A 17,768-nucleotide genomic window follows, 5' to 3' on the forward strand; every position below is an offset into this window, starting at 1 on the left:
CGCGGGGAGCCGGGGGACGGACTTCGGCCCGCCCGGCTTCTGGCGTAGCGTCGGGCACTGCCGCCACGGCACGGGCCGCCCCCGCCGCCCCGCCGTACGGCACCGGGCCGGACCGGCCGAACGGCCGGCTCCCCGCACCGCGGCGCGCCCCGCACCGCATCCGCACCACGACCAGCACCCTCCTCAGGACCGGCGATCCACGTGAGTTCCTCCTTCTCGGCCGTCCCGCCGACGCAGCCCTACCGGGCGCAGCGGCGGGATGCCTCCGGCGCGTACCGACTGGTGCGTACGCCTCCGGAGCGGGTGGATCCTCCTGCCTTGGACGCAGACCAGCGCGCTGTGGTTGACCACCGTCGGGGGCCGCTGCTGGTGCTGGCCGGGCCGGGCACCGGCAAGACCACGACGCTGGTGGAGTCGGTGGTGCGCCGGGTGCGGGCCGGCGGTGACCCCGAGCGCATCCTCGTCCTGACCTTCAGCCGCAAGGCCGCCGTGGCGCTCCGCGACCGGCTCGCGGCACGGCTGTGCGATCTGGAGGGGCAGCCCGAAGGGCTTCCGGGGAAGGGTGGTGGCGGGCGACGGGCGGGCGTCCCGCAGGCCACGACCTTTCACTCGTTCTGCTACGCCCTGGTCCGCGCCCATCAGGACGCCGACCTGTTCGCCGATCCCCTGCGGCTGCTGTCCGGACCCGAGCAGGACCTGGTCGTGCGCGAGCTGCTCGAAGGGCAGGCGGAGCTGGCCGGCGCCGGCCGCGGCCGGATCGGCTGGCCGGACGAGCTGCGGGCCTGCCTGACCACCCGCGGCTTCGCCGACGAGGTCCGCGCGGTGCTCGCCCGCAGCCGCGAACTGGGCCTGGGCCCGGACGCCCTGGGCGACTTCGCCCGGCGCACCGGACGCCCCGACTGGAGCGCCGCGGCGGGCTTCCTCGCCGAGTACCTCGACGTCCTGGACGGCCAGGGCGTCCTGGACTACGCCGAGCTGGTGCACCGCGCGGTCCTGCTCGCCGGGCGCACCGAGGTCGCGGCCGAGCTGGCCGCCGCCTACGACGCCGTCTACGTCGACGAGTACCAGGACACCGACGTCGCCCAGGTACGGCTGCTGAGGGCGCTCGCCGGCAACCACGGAGCGGCCGGGCGGCCGGGTTCCCCGGGCCGCACGCTGATCGCCTTCGGCGACCCCGACCAGTCGATCTACGCCTTCCGGGGTGCGGACGTCAACGGCATCCTCGACTTCCCCGAGACCTTCCGCCGCGGCGACGGCACCCCCGCCCCGGTGGCGGTCCTGGGCACCTCCCGGCGTTCGGGCGCCGAGCTGCTCGCGGCCACCCGGTCGCTGACCCGCCGGATGCCGCTCACCCGCCTCCCGGCCCGGCAGGTACGCGCCCACCGCGAGCCGGCAGCCGTGCGCGACGGCGGCCGGGTGGAGGTGTTCACGTACCCGACGCCCGGCGCCGAACTGGACAACGTCGCCGACATCCTGCGCCGCGCCCACCTGGAGGACGGCGTGCCCTGGGGCGAGATGGCCGTCCTCGTACGCGCCGGGGGGCGCTCGATCCCCGCGGTGCGCCGTGCGCTCAGCTCCGCCGGGGTGCCGCTCGACATCGACGGCGACGATCTGCCGCTGCGCCACGAACCGGCCGTCGCCCCGCTGCTGACGGCGCTGCGGGCCGCGGCGCGGGCGGCGCTGGGGACCGTCGCCGCGGGGTCCGGCACCACCGGGGACGCGGCGGCGCGGGACGTGGTGGACGGGGCCGCCGAAGAGGCCGCCGCCCCCCGCCGGCTCGACGCCGAAACCGCCCTCGACCTGCTGACCTCCCCCCTCGGCGGGATGGACGCCACCGACCTGCGCCGCCTGGGCCGCGCCCTGCGCGAGGAGGAGCGCGCCGCCGGGCAGCCGCTGCCGCGCCCCTCCGACGAGCTGATCGCCCGGGCGCTCGCCGAACCCGAGCGCCTGGTGGCCCACGACCCCGCGTACGCCCGTGGCGCCCAACGGCTCGGCCTGCTGCTGCGCAAGGCCGTCGAGCTGCTCGTCGGCGGCGGCACCGCGGAGCAGGCGCTGTGGGAGCTGTGGGACGGCACCCCCTGGCCGCAGCGCCTGGAGCGGACCGCCCGGCGCGGCGGCGCCGCCGGGCGCAACGCCGACCGGGACCTCGACGCGGTGGTCGCCCTCTTCGAGACCGCGGCCCGCGCCGAGGAACGCACCGGCGGCCGCGGCGCCCTGAACTTCCTGGAGGAGCTCGACGCCCAGGACATCGCCGCCGACACCCTCACCCGCCGCACGGTGCGGCCCGACGCGGTACGGCTGATGACCGCACACCGCGCCAAGGGCCTGGAGTGGCGGCTCGTCGTCGTCGCCGGCGTCCAGGAGGGGCTCTGGCCGGACCTGCGCCGCCGCGGCTCGCTCCTGGAGGCCGACCGGATCGGCCGCGACGGCCTCGCCGAGCCGCTCACCCCGGGCGCGCTGCTCGCCGAGGAACGCCGGCTGTTCTACGTGGCGGCCACCCGGGCCCGCGAGCGCCTGGTGGTGACCGCCGTGAAGGCCGCCGCCGACGACGGCGACCAGCCCTCCCGGTTCCTCACCGAGCTGGGCGTCGCCCCCCAGGACGTCACCGGCCGCCCGCGCCGCCCTCTGGCCGTCGCCGCGCTCGTCGCCGAGCTGCGCGCCACCACCGTCGACCCGGCCGCCGGCCCCGCGCTGCGCGAGGCGGCCGCCGAGCGGCTCGCCAAGCTGGCCGCCCTGCACGACGACGACCACCGGCCCCTGGTGCCGGCCGCCCACCCCGACAGCTGGTGGGGCCTTGCCGAGCCGACCCGCAGCACCGTGCCGCTGCGCGACCGCGACCGGCCCGTGGTCCTGTCCGGCAGCGCCCTCGACCAGCTCGCCAACACCTGCTCCCTGCAGTGGTTCCTGGGCCGCGAGGTCAAGGCGGACACCCCCGCCACCGCCGCCCAGGGCTTCGGCAACGTCGTGCATGTGCTCGCCGACGAGGTCGCCTCCGGCCGCACACCGGCCGATCTGGGCGTCCTGATGGAGCGGCTGGACTCCGTATGGGACGCGCTGGCCTTCGACGCCCCCTGGAAGTCCCGCCAGGAGAAGGACAACGCCCGTGCCGCCCTGGAGCGGTTCCTGCGCTGGCACGTCATGGAGCGCGAGACCCACGGCCGCGACACCGTCGCCACCGAGCACGGCTTCGACGTCGCCCTGCGGGCCGGCGCCTACGAGGTCCGTATCCGCGGCAGCATGGACCACGTCTCCCGGGACGCGCAGGGCAGGGCGTACGTCGTCGACTTCAAGACCGGCAAGCAGAAGCCGACCGGACCGGAGGTCGCCCGCCACCCCCAGCTCGCCGTCTACCAGCTCGCGGTGCGGGAGGGCGCCGTCGACGAGGTCTTCGACGGGCGCACCCCCGAGGCGGGCGGCGCCGAGCTGGTGCATCTGCGACTCGGCGCGCCCCGGAAGGAGGGCGGCGAGGCACTGCCGGCCGTACAGGCGCAGCCGCCGCTGGACGGCGGGAGCGGTGAGCACGGCGAGAGCGGCGGGAACGGCGAGTGGGTCGGTGAGCTGCTCGCCACCGCGGCGGGTCGCGTACTGGAGGAGCGGTTCACGCCCACGACCGGGACGCACTGCGCCCACTGCACCTTCCGGGCCTCGTGCAGCGCGCAGCCGGAGGGCCGCCACGTGGTGGAGTGAGCCGGCCGCGGCTGCCGGGGAGCGGGCTGTGACCTGCGCGGACGCCACCGCCGGCGGCGATTGTCAGTGCCGCCCGTTACGGTTTTCGCTGTGTCAGCCCGCATCACCGACCCCGAGCAGCTCAAGGAGCTGCTGGGCATCCCGTTCACACCGGAGCAGACGGCGTGCATCACCGCCCCGCCCGCCCCGCAGGTCATCGTGGCCGGAGCCGGTTCCGGAAAGACCACGGTCATGGCCGCGCGGGTGGTGTGGCTGGTGGGCACCGGCCAGGTCGCCCCCGAGCAGGTCCTCGGGCTGACGTTCACGAACAAGGCGGCCGGCGAGCTCGCCGAGCGGGTGCGGGCCGCGCTGCTGGCCGCCGGCGTCACCGACCCCGACGCCCTCCCGCAGGACGGCGCCGCCCCCGCCGACCAGCCCCCCGGAGAGCCCCGGATCTCCACGTACCACGCCTTCGCCGGCCAGCTCCTGACCGACCACGGCCTGCGCATCGGCCTGGAGCCCAGCGCCCGGCTGCTCGCCGACGCCACCCGCTTCCAGCTCGCCGCGCGCACCCTGCGGGCCGCCCCCGGCCCCTATCCGTCCCTTACGACCTCCCTGCCCTCCCTCGTGGAGGACCTCCTCGCCCTGGACGCCGAGCTCGCCGAGCACCTCGTCGACCCGGCCCGCCTGCGCGCGTACGACACCGCCCTCCTGGCCGCCCTCGACGGGGTCAAGCTCAGCAACGCCGACCTGCGCAAGGTCCCCGAGACCGCCCGCGGCCGCCTGGAGCTGCTCGACCTCGTCGCCGCCTACCGCGGCGAGAAGCGCCGCCGCGATCTGCTCGACTTCGGCGACCAGATCGCCTCCTCGGCGACCCTCGCGACGACCCGCCCCGAGGTGGGCCGGATCCTGCGCGACGCCTTCCGGGTCGTCCTGCTCGACGAGTACCAGGACACCTCCGTCGCCCAACGGCTGCTGCTGTCCGGCCTGTTCGGTTCCGGCACCGGCCATGCGGTGACCGCCGTCGGCGACCCCTGCCAGGCCATCTACGGCTGGCGCGGCGCCTCCGTCGCCAACCTGGACGACTTCCCCGCCCACTTCCCCTTCGAGGACGGCACGCCCGCCCGCCGGTACGCCCTGAGCGAGAACCGCCGCAGCGGCGGCCGCCTCCTCGCGCTCGCCAACGGCCTCGCCGCGCCCCTGCGCGGGATGCACGAGGGCGTCGAGGCGCTGCGCCCCGCCCCCGGGGCCGAGCGCGACGGCATCGTGCGCTGCGCCCTGCTGCCCACCCACGCCGAGGAGCTCGGGTGGCTCGCCGACTCCCTGGCCCATCTCGTCCGCACCGGCACCCCGCCCGGCGAGATCGCCGTACTGTGCCGGACCGCCGCCGACTTCGCCCGCATCCAGGGCGAACTGGTCGCCCGGGACATCCCCGTGGAGGTCGTCGGCCTCTCCGGGCTGCTGCATCTGCCCGAGATCGCCGACCTCGTCGCCGTCTGCGAGGTCCTCCAGGACCCCACCGCCAACGCCGCCCTGGTCCGGCTGCTGACCGGCCCGCGCTGGCGGATCGGCCCCCGCGACCTGGCCCTGCTCGGCCGCCGCGCCCGCGCGCTCGTCCACCACGGCGGCCCCTCCGACGATCCCGCACAGCGCCTCGCCGAGGCCGTCGAGGGCGTCGACCCGGCCGAGACGATCTCGCTCGCCGACGCCCTCGACACCTTCCTGGAGGCCGACGGGCCCGCCGACGGCCTCCCGTTCTCCGCCGAGGCGCGGGTGCGCTTCGCCTACCTCGCCACCGAGCTGCGCGACCTGCGGCGCTCCCTGGGTGATCCGCTCATGGACGTCCTCCATCGGATCCTCGCCGTCACCGGCCTGGAGGTCGAGCTCTCCGCGTCCCCGCACGCCCTCGCCGCCCGCCGCCGCGAGACGCTCGGCACCTTCCTCGACATCGCCGCGGGCTTCGCCGCCAAGCAGGGCGGCGAATCCCTCGACGGCGACGCCTCCCTCCTGGCCTTCCTCGGCTTCCTGCGCACCGCCGTCCAGTACGAGAAGGGCCTGGACAGCTCCCTCCCCGGAGGCGACAACACCGTCAAGGTGCTCACCGCCCACAAGTCCAAGGGCCTGGAGTGGGACGTGGTCGCCGTCCCCGGCCTGGTGGCCAAGCAGTTCCCCAGCGAACAGGCCCGCGAGTCCTGGACCGCCCGCACCAAGGTCCTGCCGCACGCCCTGCGGGGCGACGCCGCCACTCTCCCGGACGTCGAAGAGTGGGACGCCCGTGGCCTGAAGGACTTCAAGGAGGCGATGAAGCACCACCAGGAGACCGAGGAACTCCGCCTCGGCTATGTCACCTTCACCCGCCCCCGCTCCCTGCTGCTCGGCTCCGGTCACTGGTGGGGCCCCCATCAGAAGCGCCCCCGCGGCCCGTCGGCGTTCCTGGAGGCGCTGCGCGAGCACTGCGAAGCGGGGCACGGCGAGATCGAGTTCTGGGCCGAGCCGCCCGAGGACGGCGCCGAGAACCCCGCCCTCGCCGAGGCCGCCGCGGAACAGGCCTGGCCGCTGCCCCTCGACCCCACCGCCATGGCCCGCCGCCGTGACGCCGCGGCCAGGGTCCGCGCCCATCTGGCGCGCCGCACAGGCTCGCCGGCGCCCGCCCCCGCCTCGACGCCCGCTCCGCTCGCCGCGCACGACCCGGAGTGGCCGCCGCCACCGGCTCACGACGTGGCGGAGGAGAGCGGCGACCCGTACGACGACCTGCCCGAGCCCGACCCGTTCGACGACCTTCCGCCGTACGGCGAGGGTCCCGACGCCGACCCGTACGACGCCGACCCGTACGACGAGGCGCTCGACGCCGACCCGTTCGGCGAGACCCTCGAAGCGGACCCGTTCGACGGGGCTCCGCCGTTCGACGCCCCCGGCACCGATGCCGCCCCGCCCCGCCCCCGCATCGTCGCCCCACGCTCCGCCGAGCCCGATCTCACCGGTCCGCGCGGCCTCGCGGAGACCGATCCCGACGGGCCCGCCCCCATCGGACCCGGCGTCCCCGCCCCCGGCCGCGGCGGCGCTTCGCCGCACACCCTCCTCCCCGAGGAGCGCCGCATCCTCGGCTCCTGGGACCGCGATCTGGACGCGCTCGCCGCCGAGCTGCGCCGCTCGCGCGCCACCGTCCGCGAGGTCCCGCTGCCCGCCGCGCTCAGCGCCACCCAGCTGCTCCGCCTCGCCGCCGACCCGGACGGCTTCGCCCGCGAGCTGGCCCGCCCCATGCCGCGCCCACCCCAGCCCGGTGCCCGCCGCGGTACCCGCTTCCACGCCTGGGTCGAGTCCCGTTTCGAGGAGCTGACCCTGCCGCTGCTAGGCCCCGAGGAACTCCCCGGTGCCGAGGAGGGCGAGGAATCCCCGATCGCCGACGAACGCGACCTCGAAAGCCTGAAGGAGGCCTTCGCCCGCAGCCCGTACGCCCACCGCACGCCGTTCCGTATCGAGGCCCCTTTCCAGCTGACGCTCGCCGGACGAGTGATCCGCGGCCGCATCGACGCGGTCTACAAGGAACGCGGCCCCGACGGCGACCGCTTCGAGATCATCGACTGGAAGACCGGCCGCGACCGGACCGCCGACCCCCTCCAGCTGGCCGTCTACCGCCTCGCCTGGGCCGAGCGCTACGGCCTGCCCCCGTCCGCCGTCGGTGCCGCCTTCCTCTACGTCCGCAGCGGCGAGCTGGTCAGACCCGCCCGCCTGCCCGGCCGGGCCGGTCTCGAACGGATCCTGCTCGGCGAGACCGCCGACCGGCCTCCCCCGGAAGGCCGATAGGCTCGGTCGTATGAGCACAACCCCGGACAACGCCGTCCGCGCGTACATCACCGACCATCGCGAGGCCTTCCTCGACGACCTCGCCGACTGGCTGCGCATCCCCTCGGTGTCCGCCGACCCGGAGCGCGCCGGCGATGTGCGCCGCAGCGCCGAATGGCTCGCCGCGAAGCTCACCGACACCGGCTTCCCGACCACCGAGATCTGGGAGACCGACGGCCTGCCCGCGGTCTTCGCCGAGTGGCCCTCCGGCGACCCCGCCGCGCCGACCGTGCTCGTCTACGGCCACCACGACGTCCAGCCCGCCGCCCGCGAGGACGGCTGGCACACCGACCCCTTCGCGCCGCAGACCGTCGACGGCAAGCTCTACGCCCGCGGCGCCGCCGACGACAAGGGCCAGGTGTTCTTCCACACCCTGGGCGTGCGCGCGCATCTGGCCGCGACCGGCCGTACCGCCCCCGCCGTCAACCTCAAGCTGCTGATCGAGGGGGAGGAGGAGTCCGGCTCACCGAACTTCCCGGCCCTGATCGACAAGCACGCCGACCGCCTCGCCTGCGACGCGGTGGTCGTCTCCGACACCGGCATGTGGTCCAGGGACACCCCCACGGTCTGCACCGGCATGCGCGGGCTGACGGACTGCCAGATCGATCTCCACGGCCCGGACCAGGACATCCACTCCGGCTCGTTCGGCGGCGCCGTGCCCAACCCCGCCACCGAGGCCGCCCGGCTGGCCGCGGCGCTGCACGACGACGACCGCCGTGTCGCCGTTCCCGGCTTCTACGACGGCGTGATCGAGCTCACCGACCGCGAGCGCGAGCTCTTCGCCGAGCTGCCCTTCGACGAGGCGGAGTGGCTGCGCACCGCGCACTCCCACGCCGCGCTCGGCGAGGCCGGCAGTACGACCCTGGAGCGCATCTGGGCCCGCCCCACCGCCGAGGTCAACGGCATCGGCGGCGGCTATCAGGGCCCCGGCGGCAAGACCATCGTCCCGTCCTCCGCCCAGCTGAAGCTCTCCTTCCGGCTGGTCGCGGGCCAGGACGCCGCCGCCGTCCAGCAGTCCGTACGCGACTGGGTCGCCGACCGGCTCCCGCCCGGCATCCGCCACGAGATCACCTTCTGGGGTGCCACCCGCCCCTGCCTCACCCCGCTCGACCACCCCGCGCTCCAGTCCGTCGTCCGCGCCATGGGACGCGCCTTCGGGCAGAAGATCCGCTTCACCCGCGAGGGCGGCTCCGGGCCGGCCGCCGACCTCCAGGACGTCCTGGGTGCCCCGGTCCTCTTCCTCGGTATCTCCGTCCCCTCCGACGGCTGGCACGCGCCGAACGAGAAGGTCGAGCTCGACCTGCTGATGAAGGGCGTCGAGACCGCCGCCCACCTGTGGGGGGACCTGGCGGAGAACTGGCGCACGGCTTGATCGCGCCGGCCCCCCGTAGCCTTGAGGGCACGGGAGGTACCCCCATCGCCGCACCGCTCCGCGACCGTACGCAGCAATCACCCACGCCATAGGGGGAGTTGGAAACAGCAGTGACCACCACCTGGACCGACCACACCACCGACCGGCCGCTCACCTTCAGCGCGCCGAGCGGGATCGACCGTTCCGCCCACCACCGTTTGGACGAGGCCTGGCTGGCGGCGGCCTGGAGCCACCCGACGACCCGTGTCTTCGTGGTGTCCGGAGGCCAGGCGCTGATCGACGACACTCCCGACGGCCGCACCGAACTGATCATGACGCCGTCCTTCGAGGCGCCGCTGACCGAGGCGCACCGCTACTACCTCGGCACCGACGACGACGGGGTCAGCTACTTCGCCCTCCAGAAGGACGCGCTGCCCGGCCGCATGGACCAGTCCGCGCGCCCGGCGGGCCTGCGCGAGGCCGGGCTGCTGCTGTCCCCGAGGGACGCCGGCCTGCTCGTCCACGCCGTCGCCCTGGAGAACTGGCAGCGTCTGCACCGCTTCTGCTCGCGCTGCGGCGAGCGCACCGTCATCGCGGCCGCGGGTCACATCCGCCGCTGCCCGGCCTGCGGCGCCGAGCACTACCCGCGCACCGACCCGGCCGTGATCATGCTGGTCACCGACGAGGAGGACCGCGCGCTCCTGGGACGCCAGGTGCACTGGCCCGAAGGGCGCTTCTCCACCCTCGCGGGCTTCGTCGAGCCGGGCGAGTCCATCGAGCAGTCCGTGGCCCGCGAGGTCTTCGAGGAGGCGGGCGTCGTCATCGGCGACGTCGAGTACGTCGCCAGCCAGCCCTGGCCCTTCCCCTCCAGCCTCATGCTGGGCTTCATGGCCCGCGCCACGTCCTGCGAGATCCAGGTCGACGGTGAGGAGATCGAGGAGGCCCGCTGGTTCTCCCGCGAGGACCTGCGCGCCGCCTTCGAATCCGGCGAGGTCCTCCCGCCGTACGGCATCTCCATCGCCGCCCGCCTGATCGAGCTCTGGTACGGCAAGCCGCTGCCGAAGCCGTGAGCGAAGGCCGCCGGCCGGCTCCCTCACCGGGACCGGCCGACGGCCCTGTGCGTGAACTCACACCGGGCCGGCCGGGCTCCCGCCGAGGGCGCCCGGTTCGTGTCCTTACGCGGTGTGTCCGGCCATGCCGCGCTCGGCCCTCAGGCCGCGCCCACCTTCTGCTTGACCTGCGCCAGGGACGGGTTGGTCAGCGTCGAACCATCGGCGAAGAGCACGGTCGGCACCGTCTGGTTGCCGCCGTTGGCCTTCTCCACGAACGCCGCGGACTCCGGGTCCTGCTCGATGTTGATCTCGGTGTACGCGATTCCCTCACGGTCCATCTGGCCCTTCAGCCGACGGCAGTAACCGCACCAGGTCGTGCTGTACATCGTCACAGTGCCCGCCATGCGCCCCGCGCTCCTTAGTAAGTCGTGATCCATACCGCCCACTCGGCGCGGCCAAGGAGCACAACGCACATCGGGCCCCGGCAATTCCCGTCCTCGCGGAACCGCCGACGCACCCAGTCTCCGGCATACCGCCGGCGCACGTCGCCGGCCGTCCACAGCGGCCACGTCCGGTACGACCGCGTCCCTGCGGCTGTGGACAGGCGTCCCGGGCGCCTCAGCGGACCTGGCAGCATGGCGGGGTGACAGCAGCAACGGACTCCTCTCTCTTCCCGCCGGTGCCTGATTCGGCCGACGGGGTGCTCGACGGGCTCGACCCCGAGCAGCGCGAGGTCGCGACGGCTCTGCACGGTCCGGTGTGTGTGCTGGCCGGCGCCGGCACGGGCAAGACGCGGGCGATCACCCACCGGATCGCGTACGGCGTGCGGGCCGGGATCCTGCAGCCCGCGAGTGTGCTCGCGGTCACGTTCACGGCCCGCGCGGCCGGCGAGATGCGCGGCCGACTGCGCCAGCTCGGCGCCGGCGGGGTCCAGGCCCGGACGTTCCACTCCGCGGCCCTGCGGCAGCTGCAGTTCTTCTGGCCGAAGGCGGTCGGCGGCGAGGTCCCGCGGCTGCTGGAGCGCAAGGTCCAGCTCGTGTCCGAGGCCGCCGCCCGCTGCCGCGTCCGGCTCGACCGCAACGAGCTGCGCGATGTCACCGCCGAGATCGAATGGTCCAAGGTCACCCAGACCGTGCCGGCCGACTACCCGGCCGCGGTCGCCAAGGCCGCCCGCGAGGCCCCTCGCGACCCGGCCGAGATCGGGCAGATCTACGGCACGTACGAGCAGCTCAAGCGCGACCGGGGCGCCATCGACTTCGAGGACGTGCTGCTGCTCACCGTCGGCGTGCTGCAGGACCGGCACGACATCGCCGAACAGGTCCGCGCCCAGTACCAGCACTTCGTCGTCGACGAGTACCAGGACGTCAGCCCGCTCCAGCAGCGGCTGCTGGAGCTGTGGCTGGGGGACCGCGACAGCCTCTGTGTGGTCGGCGACGCCAGCCAGACGATCTACAGCTTCACCGGCGCCACCCCCGACCACCTCCTCAACTTCCGCACCCGCCATCCGAACGCCACGGTCGTCAAGCTCGTCCGTGACTACCGCTCCAGCCCGCAGGTCGTGCACCTCGCCAACGGTCTGCTCTCCCAGGCCAAGGGGCGCGCCGCCGAGCACCGCCTGGAGCTGGTCTCGCAGCGCGCGGCCGGACCCGAGCCGGTGTACACGGAGTACGCCGACGAGCCGGCCGAGGCGGAGGGCACCGCCCGCCGCATCCGGGACCTGATCGCCTCCGGTGTGCCGGCCAGCGAGATAGCGGTGCTCTTCCGCGTCAACGCCCAGTCCGAGGTCTACGAGCAGGCGCTGGCCGATGCCGGAGTGCCGTATCAGCTGCGGGGAGCGGAGCGGTTCTTCGAACGGCCCGAGGTGCGCGAGGCCGGCATCAAGCTGCGCGGCGCCGCCCGCTTCGGGGCCAACGACACACTGCTGGACGACGCGGTGGATCTGCCGTCCGAGGTGCGGGCGGTGCTCAGCGACATGGGCTGGACCGGCGAGCCGCCGGCCGGCTCGGGGGCGGCTCGGGACCGCTGGGAGTCCCTGGCGGCCCTCGTACGGCTCGCCGAGGACTTCGCCGGGGCCCGGCCCGGCGCCTCGCTCGCCGACCTGGTCGCCGAGCTGGACGAGCGGGCCAACACCCAGCACGCCCCGACGGTGGAAGGCGTGACGCTCGCCTCCCTGCACGCCGCCAAGGGCCTGGAGTGGGACGCCGTGTTTCTGGTGGGCCTCACCGACGGCATGATGCCGATCACCTACGCCAGGACCGATGAGCAGATCGAGGAGGAGCGCCGCCTCCTGTACGTCGGCGTGACCCGCGCCCGTCAGCATCTGGGGCTGTCCTGGTCGCTGGCGCGCTCTCCCGGCGGGCGGGCCTCGCGCAGCGCCAGCCGCTTCCTGCGGGGCCTGCGCCCCGGTTCGGGGGCGGTCGCGGGGCGCCGCAGGCCCGGCGCTGGCACGGGCGGCGTGGAGCGCGGCGACGGGGCGGCGGCGGTGGCCAAGCGCCCCGCGCACCGCCGCCCGGCCCGCTGCCGGGTCTGCAACAGAACGCTGACGGACGCCGGCGAGATGAAGCTGATGCGGTGTGAGGACTGCCCCTCGGAGCTCGACGAGGCGCTGTACGAGCGGCTGTGCGAGTGGCGGGCCGAGCAGGCCGCTCGTTCGCGGCAGCCCGCCTACTGCGTCTTCACCGACAAGACCCTGATGGCGATCGCGGAGGCCGTTCCGGGAACCGAATCGGAGCTTGCGGTCATCTCAGGAGTGGGGCGGCGCAAGTTCGACCGCTACGGCAGCGATGTGCTGGCTATCTGCGCCGGCGAGGAGCTCATGGGAGCCTCGGGAGACCCGTCCGAGGGACCCGCGGAAAACTCGTCGGAAAAATAGTTTGCGCACGCGGAGCGCATCCCCATAGCCTTCGGAAGCAACGGAGACAACGGAAACTTTTCCGAGATCCGATGGATCCGTGCTGTACTTGAACACCCTGGAACGGGACCTCCCGTTCCACCGAGACGCCGAGAGGAGGCGAGCCCAGTGATCAGCTTCATCGAGACCAACAAAATGACCGATCTCTCGGTCGTCGCCACCTGCACGCTCGGCTCCTCGCTCCGTGGCACCGGTCTGTCCGGCTTCGGCCGCCTGTCCGGTACCGAGGTCGCGCGCCCCGAGTCCCTCGCCGTGCTGACGCACAGTGAGCGCACCGCGCGACCGACCGAGGCACCTGCGGCAGTAGCAGTGGCGGCTGAGGCGAATGCCTTTGCCATCGCGGCGGCCAATGGTGCCGAATCCCGGAAGCAGTACCAGACGCAGCATGAAATGTGGGCCTACCGCGGCCTCGAACCCTGGAGAGATCCAGCCTGATCGGCAGATCAGGTCGGCACCTTCCAGGGCCGCGGAACCCACACCGGGATCCGCGGCCCTTTTGTTTGCCCATTGCGCCCGCCACCAGCCGGGCCAAAACAGACGAGGAACACACACCGTGCAACTGCAGACGCACACCCCGTCCGTAGCCACCGACCTGATCCCTCCGCCCGACCTCCAGGAGAACCCCTTGCTGCCCCTCACCGAGCTCGACGACGAGATCGACCGCCTCGGCGCTGCCGTCCCGTGCCGCACCTATGACCCCGAGGTCTTCTTCGCCGAGTCCCCGGCCGACGTGGAGTACGCCAAGACGCTCTGCCAGACCTGTCCGGTCCGTGAGGCCTGCCTCGCCGGTGCCAAGGACCGTCGTGAGCCGTGGGGCGTCTGGGGCGGCGAACTCTTCGTCCAGGGCGTCGTGGTGCCCCGGAAGCGTCCGCGTGGCCGTCCGCGCAAGAACCCGGTCGCGGCATGAACACCATCGGAACAGGAACGATCGACCGTCCCGTCACACGGGATCCCAAGAAGCAGGACCCCACGATGAACCCCACCTTCACCGACACCCCCGTCCCCGCGAACGCCGACGTGATCGAGTCGCGTCAGAACAGGAACCACGCCATGCAACTCATCCCAGAAGCCCTGGCCCGTGCGCATATGCATGAAAGGCTGCGGGAAGCCGAGTCCGAACGCAGGGCTCATCGGCTCGCCGCCGCGCGGCGCATGCAGCGGCGGGCCGAGCGCGCGTCGCTCCGGGCCCGCCGTGCCCTGGCCATGGCCGTGATGCAGTAGGGCGGTGCCCTGACACCGCCCCCCTCCGCCGCGGGGCTCGTCCGAGAGGGCGGGCCCCGCGGTGCGTTGCATCCGGCTTCGCGGGGTTGGCGGGGATATCGTCGGATGGTGGACCGGAAGACGCATGAACAGGCGGAGTTGGCCGACGGGCACACGGTGTGCGCCGGCTGTGGCGCGGTCGCCGAGGGCGCTCCGCCGACCTGGACCTGCTCCGTGGAGAACGGCGAGCGCCGCTACTTCTGCGACAAGTGCGCACGGGAGCACATCCGGGCGATCGAGGGACGCCTGGATTCGAGCTGGTGGTGAGATCCGCCCGGCGGGCTCAGGCCGGGGTCTCCTCGACGGCCTCCTCGGTGACGTCCGGCGCCGGCGGTTCCTCCTCCACGAAGCCGGGCATCCACGCCTCCAGCTCGTCGCGCAGCCGTACCGTCGCGCCCAGCTGGCACAGCACCCCGATCGTGCTCAGGGTGACTCGGTGGATCAGCAGATACGCGGGTGGCAGATTGAGCCGCTTGCCCAACTGGTGTGCGGGGGAGCGGGGATCGCCGACCCGGGCCGCCTGCTGGCGCATCCAGCTCCGGGTGAAGGTGAACTCGTCCGCCTGGGCGGGCTCGATGATCGGCAGCAGATACTCCAGTACCGCGTCCGGATCCAGCTCGATGGACTCCTTGACGAAGCCCTCCTGGCACAGCTGCTGATAGACCGCGTCCGCCTCGCCGTCCAGCGTCATCCGCAGTGAGGCGCCGATCGTCGGCGGCAGCCCGTCGGGCAGCCGGTCGACGGTGCCGAAGTCCAGCACGCCCAGCCGCCACTGCTCGGCGGGCCCGTCCGGGAAGTCCCCGGCCAGCAGCCGGAAGTTGCCCGGATGCGGGTCGGCGTGCAGCAGGCCGGTGCGCGCCGGGCCGGAGAACAGGAAGCGGGCCAGGAGCTGACCGGCCCGGTCCCGCTGCTCTTCGGTGCCGTCCGAGATCACCTCGGACAGCGGCACCCCGTCCATCCACTCCGTCACCAGCACCTGGTCGCACTGGTGCACCACGGCCGGCACCACCACGTCCGGATCGTCGGCGAACTCCTCGGCGTGTGTCTGCTGGGCCTGCGCCTCCAGGGAGTAGTCGAGCTCCTCCGAGACCCGGTCGCGCAGCTCGGTGATCAGCGGCTTGAGGTCCATACCGGGGATCAGCGGCCCCAGCAGCCGGGCGAAGCGGCTCAGCTGCGCGAGATCCGACAGCAGCGCCTGACCGGCCCCCGGATACTGCACCTTGACCGCCACCTCGCGGCCGTCGTGCCAGACCGCCCGGTGCACCTGCCCGATCGAGGCCGCCGCGGCCGGCTTGTCCTCGAACTCCTCGAACAGCTCCCGCCAGTCCTCGCCGAGCCGCTCCGCGAGGACGGAGTGCACCGTGCTCGTCGGCATCGGCGGCGCCGCCTCCTGAAGTTTCGTCAGGGCGGCGCGGTACGGACCGGCGATCTCCTCCGGCAGCGCCGACTCGAAGACGGACAGCGCCTGCCCGAACTTCATCGCTCCGCCCTTGAGCTCACCGAGCACCTTGAAGAGCTGTTCCGCGGTGCGCTGTTGGAGCTCGCGGCCGACGATCTCGGCGGATCTGCCGCCGATGCGTTTGCCCAGGCCCCAGGTGGCCCGGCCGGCGAACCCCAGTGGCAGCGCGGCCAGCTTGGCGGTGCGGGTGACCGCCTTGCGGGGAAGATCAGACATGCGCCCCTCCAACTCACACTGTCCCCCAACCGGGGTTACTCCGTCATTGTGGCGTGTCATGGCCGAGGATCCGAGGTGCCCGCCGCAGTCAGCGAAGCGGCGGCGCCGCACCCGCACTCCGGATGTGCCTCGATCCGCACCGTACGCACGCTCGCACACGGCAGCGCGAGCTCCATCCGCGCCCCTGTGCACGGCGGGAGTTCACCGTCGAGGAAGGTCAGCGCCTGGACGGCGGCCAGCCCCGCGACCGCGGACGCCAGCGCCGCGTCGCAGGCCGGCACCGCGGGCGAGGCGCGCCCCGACCGCCACTGCGCCAGCAGCCGCGGCCAGGCCGGCTCCGCGTCCGTGCGGCGCAGTTCGTCGCAGCCGGCGCAGGCCGAACCACCGGGCAGCACCAACGGACCCACCACACCCGTGCCCTCGATCACGCCCGCGTAAAGATGCGGGATTCCGGCGGTGAGCAGCGGTTCGGACAGCACCGGGTCGGGGGCGTACGCGCCGAGTCCGTCGCGCGGGGCGAGCACCACCAGGGACAGTCCGGGCTCGCCGGATTCGCTGACCGGGACCCTGGGCCGGGGCCGGCGGCTCCAGGGGGAGGACTGCTGGACCAACCGCTCGGCGGCCTCCTTGCGCTGCTCGCCGATCCGCTCGGCCGGCAGCCCGCCGGGCGCCACGTCCCCGGGCGTGACCTTCCCGCCGTCGAACACCTCCACCCGGCCGATCCCGGAGGCCGAGAGCAGCGCCGCGACCGCCGCGCCCACCCGCCCCGCGCCTTTGACCCGGGCCCGGACCGCCCGGCGCGCTCCCATCCGGCCCAGCGCGCCGGCCGGTTCCCGGTGCTGCACCGAGAGGGAGGCCAGGTCGGGCCGGAGCTGCTCGAAGGCGGGGTGGTCGGCCCGTACGGCAGCGGCCGCCGGGCCGCCCGCGGTGGATGCCTCCAGCAAACCGGCGGCGCCGAGCCGGTCCACCACCCCCCGCGCGTGCTCGGGCGGCAGGTCCAGTAACGCGGCCTCCGCGACCAGTTGCCGCATGGTGCGGGTGCCGTCGATCAGCGACAGGAAGCTGCCGGTCGCCATGTCGAGCGGACCGAGCACCATCGCATGGGCCGGCGCCACCCCGAACCGCACCGTCTCCCTGTTCTGCCACCCGCGCCGCAGCGCGGGCTTGAGCATCGGATGCACGCCATCCGCCCCCGTCCTTCGTCGTCCGGCCTTCAGCATGCGCCCTGCGGCGGATCGGGGCCGAAGTTATCCACAGGCAGCGGAGGTATTAGTCGTACAAACGGTCCGCGCATGGAGTGGTTCATCGGCGAACCACTCGCGGGGCGGGACTTCCCGCAGGGCCAGCGGGTAACGTCGGGCGCGTGCCCGCCGACCCTCCCGTTCACGGTTCAGGGGAGACACCCCTGCGCCGCGCCGCCGACACATCGCGCAGGGCTGCTCCGAGCCCGAAGGCCCGCGGGTCGGGCACGAGCGCGGTCGAGGTGCGCCGCAGCTCGCGGCGCCGCCGAACGGTCTCCGCGTACCGCGAGGGAGACCGCACGGTCGTCCTGATTCCGGCCCGTATGTCCGAGGCCGAGGAGCAGCGCTGGGTGACCGTCATGCTCGACAAGCTCGCCGCCCAGGAGAGCAAGCGGATGCTCGGCGACGGCGAGCTGGCCGAACGCGCCGAGCGGCTGTCGGAGCAGTTCCTCGACGGCCGGGCTAGGCCCGCGTCGGTGCGCTGGGTCACCAACCAGAACACCCGCTGGGGATCGTGCACCCCGGCAGAGGGCAGCATCCGCCTCTCGCACCGCCTCCAGGGCATGCCGGAGTACGTCATCGACTACGTCCTGCTGCACGAGCTCGCCCATCTGCTCGTCCCCGGCCACGGCCCCCGGTTCTGGCGCCTGCTGGAGTCCTACCCCCGTACCGAGCGGGCCCGCGGCTACCTGGAAGGAGTGGTCGCGGCCGACCGGCTGCCCCATCTGCCCGCCGCCCGCACCGAATAGTGGCGGCCCGCGGAATATCC

The 17,768-nt window shown here is 73.9% G+C and carries 13 protein-coding genes; 10 read left to right on the forward strand and 3 right to left on the reverse strand.

The window, feature by feature from the left end:
• The first annotated feature begins 282 nt into the window (after positions 1-282).
• From WAB15_RS27105 to nudC, 4 genes are all read left to right on the forward strand, one after another.
• Positions 283-3,687: an ATP-dependent helicase gene (locus WAB15_RS27105; protein WP_407289307.1), complete on the forward strand. Its 3,405-nt coding sequence runs from the start codon at positions 283-285 to the stop codon at positions 3,685-3,687.
• A gap of 90 nt (positions 3,688-3,777) precedes the next feature.
• Positions 3,778-7,470: a UvrD-helicase domain-containing protein gene (locus WAB15_RS27110; protein WP_407287849.1), complete on the forward strand. Its 3,693-nt coding sequence runs from the start codon at positions 3,778-3,780 to the stop codon at positions 7,468-7,470.
• 10 nt (positions 7,471-7,480) lie between these two features.
• Positions 7,481-8,881, forward strand: coding sequence for a dipeptidase (locus tag WAB15_RS27115; RefSeq protein ID WP_407287850.1), 1,401 nt, complete (start codon positions 7,481-7,483; stop codon positions 8,879-8,881).
• A gap of 110 nt (positions 8,882-8,991) precedes the next feature.
• Positions 8,992-9,930: an NAD(+) diphosphatase gene (gene nudC / locus WAB15_RS27120; protein ID WP_399149656.1), complete on the forward strand. Its 939-nt coding sequence runs from the start codon at positions 8,992-8,994 to the stop codon at positions 9,928-9,930.
• Positions 9,931-10,070: 140 nt separating this feature from the next.
• Here the strand turns inward: nudC and WAB15_RS27125 are convergent, their stop codons facing one another.
• Positions 10,071-10,316 carry a mycoredoxin gene (locus tag WAB15_RS27125; protein ID WP_361314866.1) on the reverse strand — a complete coding sequence of 82 codons (246 nt, stop codon included), beginning with the start codon at positions 10,314-10,316 and terminating at the stop codon, positions 10,071-10,073.
• Positions 10,317-10,555: 239 nt separating this feature from the next.
• Here WAB15_RS27125 and WAB15_RS27130 point away from each other — a divergent pair, with 239 nt between their 5' ends.
• The 5 genes from WAB15_RS27130 to WAB15_RS27150 all read left to right on the forward strand — a co-directional run bounded on the left by WAB15_RS27130 (position 10,556) and on the right by WAB15_RS27150 (position 14,350).
• Positions 10,556-12,784 carry an ATP-dependent DNA helicase UvrD2 gene (locus tag WAB15_RS27130; protein WP_407287851.1) on the forward strand — a complete coding sequence of 743 codons (2,229 nt, stop codon included), beginning with the start codon at positions 10,556-10,558 and terminating at the stop codon, positions 12,782-12,784.
• Between the two features lie 147 nt (positions 12,785-12,931).
• Entirely contained in the window at positions 12,932-13,258 is a 327-nt protein-coding gene (locus WAB15_RS27135; RefSeq protein WP_407287852.1) for a hypothetical protein, read from the forward strand.
• A gap of 118 nt (positions 13,259-13,376) precedes the next feature.
• Positions 13,377-13,730, forward strand: a complete 354-nt coding sequence (locus WAB15_RS27140; RefSeq protein WP_384439129.1) for a WhiB family transcriptional regulator — start codon at positions 13,377-13,379, stop codon at positions 13,728-13,730.
• On the forward strand, positions 13,727-14,044 hold the full coding sequence (locus WAB15_RS27145) for a hypothetical protein (protein ID WP_399149653.1): 318 nt from the start codon (positions 13,727-13,729) through the stop codon (positions 14,042-14,044). The genes WAB15_RS27140 and WAB15_RS27145 overlap by 4 nt, the downstream gene beginning before the upstream one ends.
• Before the next feature lie 105 nt (positions 14,045-14,149).
• Positions 14,150-14,350 carry a hypothetical protein gene (locus WAB15_RS27150; RefSeq protein ID WP_384490742.1) on the forward strand — a complete coding sequence of 67 codons (201 nt, stop codon included), beginning with the start codon at positions 14,150-14,152 and terminating at the stop codon, positions 14,348-14,350.
• 16 nt (positions 14,351-14,366) lie between these two features.
• On the opposite strand, the gene WAB15_RS27155 is transcribed toward WAB15_RS27150, so the two are convergent.
• Both WAB15_RS27155 and WAB15_RS27160 read right to left on the reverse strand, forming a co-directional pair.
• Positions 14,367-15,758: an ABC1 kinase family protein gene (locus WAB15_RS27155; protein ID WP_399149651.1), complete on the reverse strand. Its 1,392-nt coding sequence runs from the start codon at positions 15,756-15,758 to the stop codon at positions 14,367-14,369.
• 56 nt (positions 15,759-15,814) lie between these two features.
• Entirely contained in the window at positions 15,815-16,930 is a 1,116-nt protein-coding gene (locus WAB15_RS27160; protein ID WP_399149723.1) for a ThiF family adenylyltransferase, read from the reverse strand.
• Between the two features lie 191 nt (positions 16,931-17,121).
• Here WAB15_RS27160 and WAB15_RS27165 point away from each other — a divergent pair, with 191 nt between their 5' ends.
• Entirely contained in the window at positions 17,122-17,748 is a 627-nt protein-coding gene (locus WAB15_RS27165) for a M48 family metallopeptidase (RefSeq protein ID WP_393489055.1), read from the forward strand.
• Positions 17,749-17,768: the final 20 nt, after the last annotated feature.

The organism is Streptomyces sirii (assembly GCF_045690365.1).
Classification (GTDB): domain Bacteria; phylum Actinomycetota; class Actinomycetes; order Streptomycetales; family Streptomycetaceae; genus Streptomyces; species Streptomyces sirii.